Source organism: Winogradskyella sp. 266wxhm (genome assembly GCF_058964685.1).
Genome location: NZ_CM179559.1, coordinates 39,628 through 52,482, shown reverse-complemented (window position 1 = coordinate 52,482; position 12,855 = coordinate 39,628). Strand labels below are relative to the sequence as shown.

Annotated in this window: 15 protein-coding genes and 2 tRNA genes; 5 read left to right on the top strand and 12 right to left on the bottom strand. The window is 32.8% G+C overall.

Annotation, left to right across the window (positions count from 1 at the left end; genetic code table 11):
- Positions 1 to 61: 61 nt before the first annotated feature.
- Complete coding sequence (locus tag AC2H4K_RS00275; protein ID WP_281141395.1) at positions 62 to 1,000, top strand: hypothetical protein; 939 nt, start codon at positions 62 to 64, stop codon at positions 998 to 1,000.
- Positions 1,001 to 1,241: 241 nt separating this feature from the next.
- Positions 1,242 to 1,712, top strand: coding sequence for a TlpA family protein disulfide reductase (locus tag AC2H4K_RS00270; RefSeq protein ID WP_281141396.1), 471 nt, complete (start codon positions 1,242 to 1,244; stop codon positions 1,710 to 1,712).
- Position 1,713: 1 nt separating this feature from the next.
- Here the strand turns inward: AC2H4K_RS00270 and AC2H4K_RS00265 are convergent, their stop codons facing one another.
- From AC2H4K_RS00265 to AC2H4K_RS00240, 6 genes are all read right to left on the bottom strand, one after another.
- Positions 1,714 to 2,160: a sterol desaturase family protein gene (locus tag AC2H4K_RS00265; RefSeq protein ID WP_281141397.1), complete on the bottom strand. Its 447-nt coding sequence runs from the start codon at positions 2,158 to 2,160 to the stop codon at positions 1,714 to 1,716.
- A gap of 16 nt (positions 2,161 to 2,176) precedes the next feature.
- The gene (locus tag AC2H4K_RS00260; RefSeq protein ID WP_281141398.1) at positions 2,177 to 3,016 is read right to left on the bottom strand and encodes a phytoene/squalene synthase family protein; all 840 of its coding nucleotides are present in this window, start codon (positions 3,014 to 3,016) and stop codon (positions 2,177 to 2,179) included.
- Positions 3,017 to 3,027: 11 nt separating this feature from the next.
- Positions 3,028 to 4,503 carry a bifunctional phytoene desaturase/3,4-desaturase gene (gene crtID / locus AC2H4K_RS00255; RefSeq protein ID WP_281141399.1) on the bottom strand — a complete coding sequence of 492 codons (1,476 nt, stop codon included), beginning with the start codon at positions 4,501 to 4,503 and terminating at the stop codon, positions 3,028 to 3,030.
- Positions 4,503 to 5,402, bottom strand: a complete 900-nt coding sequence (locus AC2H4K_RS00250; RefSeq protein WP_281141400.1) for a MerR family transcriptional regulator — start codon at positions 5,400 to 5,402, stop codon at positions 4,503 to 4,505. The genes crtID and AC2H4K_RS00250 overlap by 1 nt, the downstream gene beginning before the upstream one ends.
- A gap of 120 nt (positions 5,403 to 5,522) precedes the next feature.
- Positions 5,523 to 5,606 (bottom strand) — tRNA-Leu (locus AC2H4K_RS00245).
- A 53-nt stretch (positions 5,607 to 5,659) separates the two neighbouring features.
- Positions 5,660 to 5,732: transfer RNA gene (locus tag AC2H4K_RS00240), tRNA-Lys, on the bottom strand.
- Positions 5,733 to 5,869: 137 nt separating this feature from the next.
- Here AC2H4K_RS00240 and AC2H4K_RS00235 point away from each other — a divergent pair.
- Positions 5,870 to 6,391, top strand: a complete 522-nt coding sequence (locus AC2H4K_RS00235; RefSeq protein ID WP_281141401.1) for a shikimate kinase — start codon at positions 5,870 to 5,872, stop codon at positions 6,389 to 6,391.
- Here AC2H4K_RS00235 and AC2H4K_RS00230 read toward each other — a convergent pair.
- From AC2H4K_RS00230 to AC2H4K_RS00220, 3 genes are read right to left on the bottom strand one after another with little or no spacing between them, the layout of a single operon-like run.
- A complete protein-coding gene (locus AC2H4K_RS00230) occupies positions 6,383 to 6,886 on the bottom strand; it encodes a phosphoribosyltransferase family protein (RefSeq protein ID WP_281141402.1) in 504 nt (167 codons plus the stop codon). The genes AC2H4K_RS00235 and AC2H4K_RS00230 overlap by 9 nt on opposite strands.
- On the bottom strand, positions 6,877 to 7,479 hold the full coding sequence (locus tag AC2H4K_RS00225) for a methyltransferase domain-containing protein (RefSeq protein ID WP_281141403.1): 603 nt from the start codon (positions 7,477 to 7,479) through the stop codon (positions 6,877 to 6,879). Before AC2H4K_RS00225 ends, AC2H4K_RS00230 begins: the two co-directional genes overlap by 10 nt.
- A complete protein-coding gene (locus AC2H4K_RS00220; protein WP_281141404.1) occupies positions 7,466 to 7,837 on the bottom strand; it encodes an RNA-binding S4 domain-containing protein in 372 nt (123 codons plus the stop codon). The genes AC2H4K_RS00225 and AC2H4K_RS00220 overlap by 14 nt, the downstream gene beginning before the upstream one ends.
- Positions 7,838 to 7,970: 133 nt before the next feature.
- On the opposite strand from AC2H4K_RS00220, the gene AC2H4K_RS00215 reads away from it, so the two are divergent.
- Positions 7,971 to 9,008: an FKBP-type peptidyl-prolyl cis-trans isomerase gene (locus AC2H4K_RS00215; protein WP_281141405.1), complete on the top strand. Its 1,038-nt coding sequence runs from the start codon at positions 7,971 to 7,973 to the stop codon at positions 9,006 to 9,008.
- A 74-nt stretch (positions 9,009 to 9,082) separates the two neighbouring features.
- On the opposite strand, the gene AC2H4K_RS00210 is transcribed toward AC2H4K_RS00215, so the two are convergent.
- From AC2H4K_RS00210 to AC2H4K_RS00200, 3 genes are all read right to left on the bottom strand, one after another.
- Positions 9,083 to 9,673, bottom strand: a complete 591-nt coding sequence (locus AC2H4K_RS00210; RefSeq protein WP_493743056.1) for a porin family protein — start codon at positions 9,671 to 9,673, stop codon at positions 9,083 to 9,085.
- Positions 9,674 to 9,736: 63 nt separating this feature from the next.
- On the bottom strand, positions 9,737 to 10,690 hold the full coding sequence (locus AC2H4K_RS00205) for a transketolase family protein (protein WP_281141407.1): 954 nt from the start codon (positions 10,688 to 10,690) through the stop codon (positions 9,737 to 9,739).
- A gap of 17 nt (positions 10,691 to 10,707) precedes the next feature.
- Positions 10,708 to 11,553: a transketolase gene (locus AC2H4K_RS00200; RefSeq protein WP_281141408.1), complete on the bottom strand. Its 846-nt coding sequence runs from the start codon at positions 11,551 to 11,553 to the stop codon at positions 10,708 to 10,710.
- A 168-nt stretch (positions 11,554 to 11,721) separates the two neighbouring features.
- On the opposite strand from AC2H4K_RS00200, the gene tgt reads away from it, so the two are divergent.
- Complete coding sequence (tgt, locus tag AC2H4K_RS00195; RefSeq protein ID WP_281141409.1) at positions 11,722 to 12,852, top strand: tRNA guanosine(34) transglycosylase Tgt; 1,131 nt, start codon at positions 11,722 to 11,724, stop codon at positions 12,850 to 12,852.
- Positions 12,853 to 12,855 lie beyond the last annotated feature (3 nt).

The following is a 12,855-nucleotide window of genomic DNA, read 5'->3' as shown; positions in this document are numbered from 1 at the left end:
TAACATTTTAGGAGTTTCGTGCTTATTAATTTTGAACCATAATTTTAAAATTAAATAAGCGATGATTAAAAAAATGTTTTTAGCCACATGTATAGTGGCATTTAGTATGTATTCGTGTAGTAGCGATGACGACAATAACACTCGTCCTGCAGCTCTAGATCCTGAAACTGCACCTAAGGCAAGTGTGGATAGGTTTAGTGAAAATGCTGGCACACTTATGGTTAGAACAGCAACCAATGGACTTCCTGAAGCTAATGAACCTATTAATTACGACTCTGGTGCACCATTTATTACCCAAGGTTTTTCGCCAAGTGGTGATGTAGTGAGATATTATAATTTTGATGTACAATCTACAAATCCGGCACCAATATTTTTATTTTTTGATACTGAAGGTAATGCTGTTGAAAATCAAATAAACCTTATAGATGTTATTCCAGGAGATGCTGGTTACAATGATTTTTGGCAAGTAAATAGAGTTATTGTTTCTGATGACTATGTTGCGAATACTATAACAAGTATGCAAGATTTATTGGCGTCAGGTTATGAGATTCAAGCTACTTCAACTATTGTAAACTGTCCTGTAGTTCCTGAAGGTTCTACGGCATCAATGAGATTGGGAAGTGAAGATAATGAAATACATATGGGTTGGTATAAAGATCAAGTGGTATATTATTTTTCATTTTTCGAGAAAATTCTTGATGGAGGTGCTTCAAACATAGTACCGTTATCACCAATATATGTAAGTTTTAATATCAACCCTGATGATTCTAATCCAGAAAGTGGACCAGCATCAGGATTTGTTTCGGAAACGGGAACTGACCAAACACACAATGTTATAGCCTCTTTACCACAAGATGATTTTTACTCGCCTTTATGGAGTGTAAATGTCTATGACAATATGGATTTTGATATAGTTAATAACCTGTCTTCTGCTGGAATGGCGAACATTTTAGCTACAGGCGTGGCAACGGTTAATTGTCCTGTGGTGTTTATGGAATAACGCTTAGTTTATTTATTAATTGTTAAACGAGAAGCGTACTTTTTATGGTGCGCTTTTCTATTTTTTATTTTTAAAATGTAACTTTTATCACGCTATTTTCTGATAATTTATTTTACGTTTGACGCAAATACAATGATTTAATATTCCCATGAAATCGAAGATTAATAAAACCAATATTATTTTTTTAATTGTCATAATTCTGTTGATTATTCCAAAGACAAGAGTTGCTCTACAAGTCTTTATGCATAAAGGATTGAGTTTTGTAAATCAATCTTCAATAATAGAAGAAAGTGAAAGAAAAACGGTGAGTTACCATAATTGGCAACTAATGTCTGAAGACAACAAAGTTCTAAATTTTACAGAAGTTCAAGGGAGGGTTGTGCTGGTAAACTTTTGGGCAACTTGGTGTCCTCCATGCATAGCCGAAATGCCAAGTTTTCAAAAGTTATATGATGATTATAAAGATAAAGTGATATTTCTATTTGTAACCAATGAAGATTTTGATCGTGTGGCAAAATTCAAAGAGGATAAAGGTTATAATTTTAAAATTTATAATCCTTTAAAGGAAAGTCCAAAGACACTTAAAACAAGCATAATTCCTCGAACTTTTATCATAAATAAAAAGGGAGAAATTGTTGTAGATGAATCTGGTGCTGTAAATTGGAATAGTGACAAAGTAAGAAATCAGCTAGATCAACTCTTGAGTGAATAACTTATTTAAAGTATTTGAAAGGTACAATTAGCATCCCGAAGTTTTCTCCATGCTCTTTTCCTAAATGTTTGTGGTGAATTTTATGAGCTCTTCTTACACCTCTAGCATATTTGTTATCTATATTTCTAAGCCATTTAAAGCGTTGGTGAATAAAAATGTCATGCACCACAAAATAGGCAATACCATAAAATAAAATCCCCAAACCAATAGGTAGAGTGTACCAAACGCTTTCATAGCTCCACAGGTAGAAACAAGTCATACTAACAACAGCATAAAAAATAAAGAAAGCATCGTTGCGCTCAAACCAGCTATCATGATCTTTTTTGTGATGGTCTTTATGTAAACTCCATAAGAATCCATGCATAATATATTTGTGGGTAAACCACGCATTGAATTCCATAATAAAGAATGTTCCAAGAAATATTATAATCCAAAAAACAGTTTGCATAGCAGTTTATTTTAGGTTACAGTAAATTTAGTTGATACTTTACGTAACTCCTAGTTAATAACTCAACCTTTCTATAATTAGGAACTCTTATCCTAGTTGATTTGATTTGAAGAGCAGGAGTGTTTTTCAACTTTTCTAATAATTTGTTGTAATAGCGATACGCCATAAATACTCCAAATTTAGCTTCTAGAGGTAAGCGCTTTATCCCTTTTAAACCTTCAGCAAAATCTTTCTCAATCTCTTCTATGATAGTTCGTTTAGAATTTTCGTCTAATTGACTTAAATCTGTATTTGGAAAATAGGTTCGGTTCAAATCTTCAAAATCAGCCTTTAAATCACGTAAGAAATTTACTTTTTGAAAAGCAGAACTTAGACTCATTGCAGATTGCTTTAAGTCATTGTATTTTTCTTCATCACCTTTTACAAACACCTTTAAGCACATTAAACCAACAACATCAGCAGATCCGTAGATGTAATTTTTGTACTCTTCAGTAGTTAGATAATCTTTTTTATAAAGATCTAATCGCATACTGTTCATAAAAGCATCAACCAAGTGTTTATCTATGTTATATCTATGATAAGTCTCTTGAAACGCATTTAGAATGGGATTTAAACTGATTTTAGCATTCAGAGCTTCTTCTAAATCAGCTTCAAAATTATTGAAGAGTTTCTCTTTGTCATAATCGTGAAAAGTATCTACGATTTCATCAGCAAATCTTACAAAGCCATAAATATTATAGATATCCTGTCTTATTTTTGGTGACAGCATTTTTGTAGCCATAGAGAATGATGTACTGTAAGCATTCGTAACAGTCTTGCTACATTCTCTTGAGACATTGTCGAAAATTGATTTCATAATTAAAATATTTATGCCTTAGCGGTTAAACTTTGATTTTTATTGATTAATTCGGCAACAAGCTTACCTGAAATTAATGATGGTGGTACTCCTGGTCCAGGAACTGTTAACTGTCCTGTAAAATATAGGTCTTTCACCTTTTTGCTTTTAAGTTTTGGTCTTAAAAAAGCGGTTTGTCTAAGTGTATTTGCCATACCATAAGCGTTGCCTTTGTATGAATTGTATTCGCTTTTAAAATCGTTAACACAGAAAGACTCCTTAAAAAGTATGAAATTTTTAGCACTTTGACCTGTGAGTTTCTCAAATCGGCTAATGATTTTCTCAAAATAGCGCTCTCTAAGCTTTTCCGTATCTTCTAAATCTGTTGCAATTGGGATAAGGAAAAATCCCGTTTCACAATCATCAGGAGCCATGCTTTTATCTGTAACAGATGGAAAATTAGCGTAGAATAATGGTTTCTCTGGCCATTTTGGATGGTCATAAATTTCTTCTGCGTGAGCTTCAAAATCAGTGTCAAAAAAAAGATTATGATGCTCAACGTTTTCTAATTTCTTACTGAACCCAACATAAAACAATAGGGAAGAGGGAGCAAACGTTCTTTTGTCCCAATAAGTTTCACTGTACTGTCTATGTTGTTTGTCTAATAGTGTTTCTGTATGATGATAATCTGCACCACTTAGAATGAGATCAGAGGTTATGGTTTCGCCATTTACAACAATACTTGTTGATTTTCCGTTTTCAACATTAATTTTTTCAACATTACTATTTGTGTGAATTGAAACGCCTAAACTTTCTGCTAAGCTTTTCATAGCCTTAATGATTTCATACATACCGCCTTTTGGATGCCAAGTGCCTAAGCCAAAATCGGCATAATTCATAAAGCTGTAAAAAGAAGGAGTGTCACTAGGTTTAGCACCTAAAAATAGCACAGGAAATTCTAGAGTTGAAATGAGTTTAGGGTTTTTAAAATTCTTTCTAACCTCAGAACTTATCGTTTTAAAGAACTGGTCTACTCTTGTAATTGTATCTTTTGTAACTAATTCAAATGGTGAAATCCCAGGCTTTAAAACCACTTTGTTGATAGCAATATCGTAATGCTCTTGAGCTGTTTTAATGAATTTACGTAAAGGTTTGGAGCTTCCTGGTTCAATACGTTCAAATTCTTCACAAATACCATCCATATGATCTCCAATGGTAATAGTATCGTCCCCAAAAAATATTTTGTAAGCAGGATTTAACTTATCTAATTGATAGTAGTCACTAGAGCTTTTTCCAAAATCATTAAAAAACTTTTCAAAAATATCTGGCATCCAATACCAACTAGGACCTATATCAAACGTAAAACCCTCTTTAATTAATTGTCTCGCTCTTCCGCCAACAGTATCATTTTTCTCATATATAGATACGTTATAGCCAGATTTTGCCAAATAGCAGGATGCTGATAATGCTGAAAAACCTGAACCGATTATAGATACTGTCTTACTCATTAAAGTTTGTCTATTAGGTTTTTTATATTTTGAAAAGAAGTAATTCCTTTTGGAAGTTTATTGTGTTGAACATCTTCTAAAATTTTTCCTAATACCCAAAGTTGAGATTTTGACTTTTTCATAATTAAATTATCAAAATCTTGAAGGTAATCTACAACTTCTTCTTTTGTAGGATGGATAGTAAAATAAGAAATGTAGGTGACATCATCGTAATAATTAAGAATGTCTTTAAGACTATCTAAAGGGACACTTTGTCCTAGGAAAATAGTGTGATAGCCTTTCTCTGATAATCTATAGTTGATAAACATTAGGCCTAATTCGTGAACTTCATTTTCAGGTAGAAATAGTACAAATGTTTTTTTGGATCGCTCCTTTATCTGCATTTGAGCCTTTTCGGTATTAATTAGAATCTTTTGTCTAATTAAAGACGATAAAAAGTGTTCATGAGCAGGAGTGATGGTGTCGGTTTGCCATAATAGGCCAATTTCATCTAACAGAGGAATAAAAATATTGTAGAATATCTCATTGAAATCTTTTTCTTCAAGCAGTGATGCATAAGTTTTAAAGAATAAACTTTGATCAAAGTTTAGCATAGAGAGCTTAAAGGCATTTATAGCGTGGTTGTCTAAACTACTTTTAGCTGCAATTTCTTTAACCAAAACAGGGATTTGTGGCTCATCAATAGTAGCGATTTTTGAAATCTTATAACCATTATTGTTCAGATAGCTAACATTGAGTAACTTTTGAAAGTTTTCTAGATCGTAATATCTAATATTGGTATCTGTGCGCTTTGGTTCTAATAGATTATAGCGTTTTTCCCAAATTCTAATAGTATGAGCTTTTATGCCTGTAAGATTTTCTAAATCTTTAATGCTAAACCTATTTTTAATATTGTTCATTCTTTTTAAAAAATGTTTAAACAAAAATAAGTTTTAAATCAATACAAAAGCCAGAATTAACAAAAATTAATAATGTTAGGTTATAAAATGAATGATTTTGAGAAAAGAAATATGAAAAAGTGCGCACGAGAAGACTCGAACTTCCACGGACTATTGTCCACCAGCCCCTCAAGCTGGCGCGTCTACCAATTCCGCCACGTGCGCCTTTAAAAAGTAAAGGTAAAAAAAAAGTTAAGCAATTTGCTTAACTTTTTTTGTGACCGGGCTGGGGCTCGAACCCAGGACCCTCTCCTTAAAAGGGAGATGCTCTACCAACTGAGCTACCCGGTCAAAAGCACTAAATGTGTTTCTCTAATGCGGGTGCAAATATATAATGTTTAATTAATAAAACAACACTTTTTTTATATAATTTTTTGTTTTTTTGTTGTCAGTAAACGTATGGTTTTAAAAATCAAAAGATAAGCGAAATGATAATAGTTTTAATGGGCTATATGGGCTCGGGAAAATCGACCATTGGAAGGCAATTAGCAGAAGTTTTAAATTATCGTTTTGTCGATTTAGATGATTATATAGTCGAAAAAGAGAAAACTAATATCAACGGAATTTTTAAAAAAAGAGGGGAAATCTACTTCAGAAAGATAGAAGCTTCTTATTTAAAAGAGGTTATAACCAGTTCTGATAATATAATTTTAGCTTTAGGAGGAGGTACACCATGTTATGGAACTAATTTAGAGCTACTGTTACAAGAAGAAAAGGTTAAATCGTTATATCTTAAATTATCTATTCCTAACCTTGTAGAACGCTTATTTAAAGAAAGAGGTACAAGGCCTTTGATAAGTCATATAGAAAACAAAGAGGATCTCACGGAGTTTATAGGCAAGCATATTTTTGAACGTGTTCAGTTTTATAATAAAGCTGAGTTCACTATTGCTTGTGACAATAAATCTGAAAAGGAAATTACCGAAGCAATTTTGTTACAATTAATCTAGATAAGCTTCGTAGGGCTGCTTAGATAAATTAACGTGAACGTGTTCAAAAAGCGAAGTAGAAAGTGAAATACCTTTGAAATCAGCTTTTACAGGGTACTTTTTATGATTTCTATTGACTAATACAGCTGTGTTGAACTGTTTTAAAGGAACATCTAGAAAGTGTTTTATTCCATAAATTAAGGTGCTTCCAGAGTTTAGTACATCATCTATTAATACGATAGATTTGTTGGTGTATTCATCTTTTTTCAATGAAGTCTTTACAGCATTTGTAGGTTGCTCTTTGTCAACCGTAACACGACATAAAATTGAATTTATCTCAGAGATTTTATCTAAACTCGCTTTTATTTTCTTAGCCAAGATATAGCCATTTTTATCAATGCCAGCAATTATGAGTTCTGTCTCGTTTACATTGCTTTCATAAATTTGATAAGCTATACGTTTTATTTTGTGCTCAATCTCTTTATGACTTAAAATAGTGTTCTTGGTTAAGGCCATATTGTCTTTTTTTCAAAGATAAAAAACAGTTCTTTACCTTGTCTTTGTTTTATAGAATTAATTGATGTTTCCAATCTCTTTATATCAAACTTAGGCTCAAATAACGATATATATTCAGATGTACTTCCGCCAAAAGGAGGGCCTTTTTCTGTGAGTTCAAAGTTAAATAGCAGTCCAACGAGTTTCGCCTTAGGCTTAAGTAGCTCAGACATTTTCTTTGCATAGTTTTCTCTTAGACTAGGATCTAAGGCACAAAAAAAGGTTTGTTCTAGGATTAGATCAAATTCATTATCTAAATCAAAAAAATCAATATTTAATAATTGGTCATCTGGAAAATCAGGCACGCGTGCTTTAAAATTAATTAAAGGTTGTTTGGCAATATCAATTAAAAACACATTTTTGAATCCTAAACTCCATAAATATTCAGCTTCGTAACTATTGCCGGCTCCAGGAATCAGAATTTTTAAAGTTTTGTTTTCTAATTGATCAATATAGGTTTTTATAGGAGTGGAGGTGTAACCTATATTCCAACCAGTGTTATTTTCTTTATAGCGTTTTTCCCAGTAACTCTTATCTAATTTATTCTTCTTCATCATAAAAACTATCAATATCTCTTCGGTCTTTTTTTGTAGGTCTGCCTGTACCTTTTTTACGATAATAATCTTTACTGTACTTTAAAAGCTCTTGTGCTTCAAAGGCTTCTTTAGGTGTTGTGTCTGTTCTGTAAATATCTACAAGTTTAGCACCAACTCTATTTGGAGGGAGATCATTAACTGTTAAGCTATATGTAATTTGATTTTTTCGTAGTTGGATTTCATCAGTCGGGTAAACCTCACGAGAGGGTTTGGCAACAGCTTCATTAATTTTTACTTGTCCTTTTTTACACGCCTGAGTTGCTAAGCTTCTAGTTTTGTAATATCGTACAGACCATAAATATTTATCTATTCTCATATTTTTTTATTAAAAACTACGTTAATCTTATCGTACAAAAATATTATATTATTGTATCTTGCACCACTGAACAAGGCAATAATGAATAGTATATTGAAATTGTGGTAATTTAATATACGAAACAAAAAAATCTATGAAAATAAAACAATTAAAAATTAGCTTATTACTATCTGCAATTGTAATTACTTTTGTATCATGTAAGAGTGATGATGACTCTTCTAGCAGTGTTACTCTAAGAGATAGAACTGAGCAACAAGCTGAAGATATTGCTAAGATAAACGATTATTTATCTTCACATTATTACAATTCTGGTTTTTTTGAAGTTAACAGTGAATATAAATATACAGATATTGTAATTACTCAGTTAGAAGATGGAGAGGAAGTACCTGAAGGGCATACATTATTATTAAACGCTGTAGAGACTCATTATACCACATATTTAGAGATAGATTATGAATATTATATTTTAACATTAAATGAAGGAGGTGGTGAATCACCAAAGTTCACTGATGAAGTTAGAGTAAGATATGAAGGTGCTTCCATAAACAATGATGGTGAAGTTTTTGAATCAGTTTCATCACCTGAGGATTTACTTTTACAAGGTGATGGATTTAATACTTTTGGTTCTATTGAAGGGTGGAGATTAGTAATGCCAATGTTTAAAACCTCTACAGGCTTCTCTTATAATAATGGAAGTGTTGAATTTCAGGATTTTGGATTAGGGGTTATGTTTTTGCCTTCTGGTTTGGCGTATTTTGCTGGTGCCGCCACAGGAACTTCTTATGATAGTCTGATATTTAAGTTTGAGTTACTTCAGTTTGAGCAAAGAGATCATGATGGAGATGGTATACCATCTTATGCCGAAGATTTAGATAATGATAATGATGTTTCTGATAATGATACTGATGATAATGGGCTTCCTAATTATGTCGATAGTGATGATGATGGTGATGGTGTAGCTACATTTGATGAATTAGTCCAAACGGTTTACGTTTTCAATAGTAACGATCCAGAGCCTGTTTTAGAAGAAAATGAATATGAATATAGTAGAAGTATTGAAGATGATGAGATAACAGTTGTTACAGTAACAGCTTTAGATACTGATAATAATGGTATTTTAGACTATTTGGATGAAGGAGTATCAATTAATTATAATGAGGCTGAAGAGTAATTTTGGTCATTCACATATATAAAAAAGCAGCTTATTAACTAATAAGCTGCTTTTTTATTTGAATTTATTATCTATTATAAAGCTATTGATAAGCTTAGAATAAGTTGATCAGGCCTTGTGTCAATCCTGCTTCCCAAACTTGTACCGATGTTATCATTAATAAAAGTAGCTTCATTGTCATTAAAACCTCTTTCGTACCTAAGATCTAATCCAATTTTGTTGAAATTGAGACCGATACCAAAGTTTAGACCAACAGAAAAATCATCTTCTACATCGTCTATACTTATGCCATCAAATTCAGTATCTAATATATATTGTAACGATGGTCCGGCAAATACACTAACGGGACCTAAAACTTTTATTCCAACTAAAAGTGGTGCATCAAGTTTTTTTATCTGAAAATCATCATTGTCATAATCACTTTTGGTAGCTGTGTAAACTAATTCAGGTCGGAAATAAAACTTATCTCCAATCTTTCCAAATAGACCTAAATGATATCCTAAGTTTCTGTCAGGATGCTTAGCATTATCGCCAATAGATTCAAAATAGTCTCCATTAGCACCATAGTTTAAACCACCTTTAATACCAAATGCACTACCTCGTTGAGCATTTACAGATAATCCAATAAATACCATTACTAAACTAGCAATGAGTGTTTTTTGCAAATTTTTCATATTGTTCGTTTTTAAGATTGTGAACTTAATATCAAAAACGTTGCCAAAACAAAGTTATTTTCTTTTTATAACTTTTTTTACAGCTTTCTGAATGGCATCACTGTTTAATCCATACTTATCCATCAGTTGAGCAGGTGTACCAGATTCGCCAAAAGTGTCATTAGTAGCAATGAATTCTTGAGGTGTTGGTTGTTTTAGAGCTAAAACTCTAGCAACACTTTCACCAAGTCCACCTAAATAATTGTGTTCTTCAGCAGTAACAATACAACCTGTTTTAGAAACTGAATTCAAAATAGCTTCTTCATCTAGAGGTTTAATAGTATGAATATTAATCACTTCAGCGGAGATGCCTTCTTCATGTAAAGCTTTTGAAGCTTCTAAAGCTTCCCAAACCAAATGACCTGTTGCTACTATAGTTACATCAGTACCTTCAGTCAATTGAATAGCTTTTCCTATCTCGAACTTTTGATCTTCTGGTGTGAAAATAGGAACAGATGGTCTACCAAATCTTAAGTATACAGGACCGTTATGCTCTGCAATTGCTATAGTAGCTGCTTTTGTCTGATTATAATCGCAAGGGTTTATAACTGTCATTCCAGGTAACATTTTCATCAAACCTATATCTTCAAGGATTTGATGTGTTGCTCCATCTTCACCTAATGTTAAACCAGCATGTGAAGCACAGATTTTTACATTTTTGCCAGAATAAGCAATAGATTGACGAATTTGATCGTAAACGCGCCCAGTAGAAAAGTTAGCAAAAGTACCAGTAAAAGGAATTTTTCCACCAATAGTTAAACCAGCAGCAATTCCCATCATATTTGCTTCTGCAATTCCTATCTGAAAAAAGCGTTCGGGATTTTCCTTTATAAATTCATTCATTTTTAAAGAACCTATCAAATCTGCACAAAGTGCCACAACATTTGGGTTAGTTCTTCCTAATTCTGCTAAACCAGCTCCAAAACCAGAGCGTGTATCTTTCTTTTCTGTATATGTGTAAGTTTTCATTGTCTTTTGTAAAGGAATTAATAATCGCCTAATGTTTCAGGGTTCTGAGCTAAAGCTGTTTCTAATTGTTCATCATTAGGAGCTTTACCGTGCCAAGCATGAGTGTACATCATAAAATCTACTCCGTTACCCATAACTGTTTTTAGAAGTACGCAAACAGGCTTACCTTTTCCTGTTAAGGATTTAGCTTTAGCCATACCTTCAAGTACAGCTTCTAGATTATTACCTTCTTCAATTTCTAAAACCGACCAGCCAAAAGCTTCAAATTTTTCTCTAATGCTTCCCATTGGTAGTACATCGTCAGTAGAACCATCAATCTGTTGACCGTTAAGATCGATTGTAGAAATAAGGTTATCTACTTTTTTTGCAGATGCATACATTATAGCCTCCCAGTTTTGTCCTTCTTGAAGTTCGCCATCTCCATGAAGACTATAAACCAATTTATCATCATTGTTTAGTTTTTTGGCTTGTGCAGCACCAATAGCTACAGACATTCCCTGACCTAAAGACCCTGAAGCTATTCTTATTCCAGGTAAACCTTCATGAGTGGTTGGGTGACCTTGTAATCTAGAATCTATATGTCTAAATGTTCCTAATTCCTCTACTGGAAAATATCCAGACCTAGCCAATACGCTGTAATAAACAGGTGAAATATGACCATTTGATAGGAAAAATAAATCTTCACCTATTCCATCCATATCAAAACCATCTTTGGTTTCTAAAATTTCTTTGTAAAGGGCTACAAAAAACTCTGTACAACCTAAAGATCCTCCTGGATGACCAGAGTTCACCTTGTGTACCATTCGTAAAATATCTCTACGAACCTGAATTGCTAAATCGTTTAATTCTTTAGTGTTTGGCATGTTATTTTGCTTAATTATCAAAGCTACAAAAATAGTTTTTTACAAAAGGGTTTCAAAGGTTGAAGCATGTCATTTATTAACGATTTAAAGGATTTGCTAACAATTTTAATTTTTATTAAGATGTCAATGTTTAAGAGTTAATTATATTTGCCCTCAGACAGAATTTTAATGAAATTTCAAAAGCTAGCAAACGACACACAATCTAAAGCCAGAACAGGACTTATAACAACTGATCATGGCACTATAGAAACACCAATTTTTATGCCTGTAGGTACTGTAGGCTCAGTAAAAGGTGTTCATCAGAGAGAGCTTAAAAATGATATTAATCCAGATATTATTCTCGGAAATACTTATCATTTATACCTTCGTCCACAAACACCTATTTTAGAGCAGGCTGGAGGTTTACATAAGTTTATGAATTGGGACCGAAATATTCTTACCGATTCAGGTGGATATCAAGTCTATTCGCTTTCTGCAAACAGAAAAATTAAAGAAGAAGGTGTAAAGTTTAAATCTCACATTGATGGAAGTTACCATACATTCACACCAGAGAATGTTATGGAAATTCAGCGAAGTATTGGTGCAGATATCATTATGGCTTTTGATGAGTGTACGCCATATCCATGCGATTATAATTATGCCAAGCGCTCGATGCACATGACACATCGTTGGTTAGATCGTTGTATAGCACATTTAAAGAAGACACCGTTTAAATACGATTACGAACAAACATTTTTTCCGATTGTTCAAGGGAGTACTTATAAAGATTTAAGACAGCAGTCGGCAGAGTATATTGCTAATGCGGGAGCTCAAGGTAATGCCATTGGCGGATTGTCTGTAGGAGAACCGGCAGAAGAAATGTATGCAATGACAGATGTGGTTTGTGAAATTTTACCAGAAGATAAACCGCGTTACTTAATGGGAGTTGGTACACCTATAAATATATTAGAAAATATAGCTTTGGGTGTTGATATGTTTGATTGTGTAATGCCAACACGAAATGCGAGAAACGGAATGTTGTTTACAGCACATGGCACTATTAATATAAAGAATCTAAAATGGGCCGAAGATTTTTCACCTATTGATGAGATGGGAATAACATTTGTAGATACCGAGTATAGTAAAGCATACTTAAGACATTTATTTACCGTTAATGAATTATTAGGAAAACAAATTGCAACAATACATAATTTAGGATTTTATCTTTGGTTGGTTAGAGAGGCAAGAAAACATATTATTGCAGGAGATTTTAGATCATGGAAAGACAAGATGGTAAAACAAATGGATAAGCGATTATAGTTA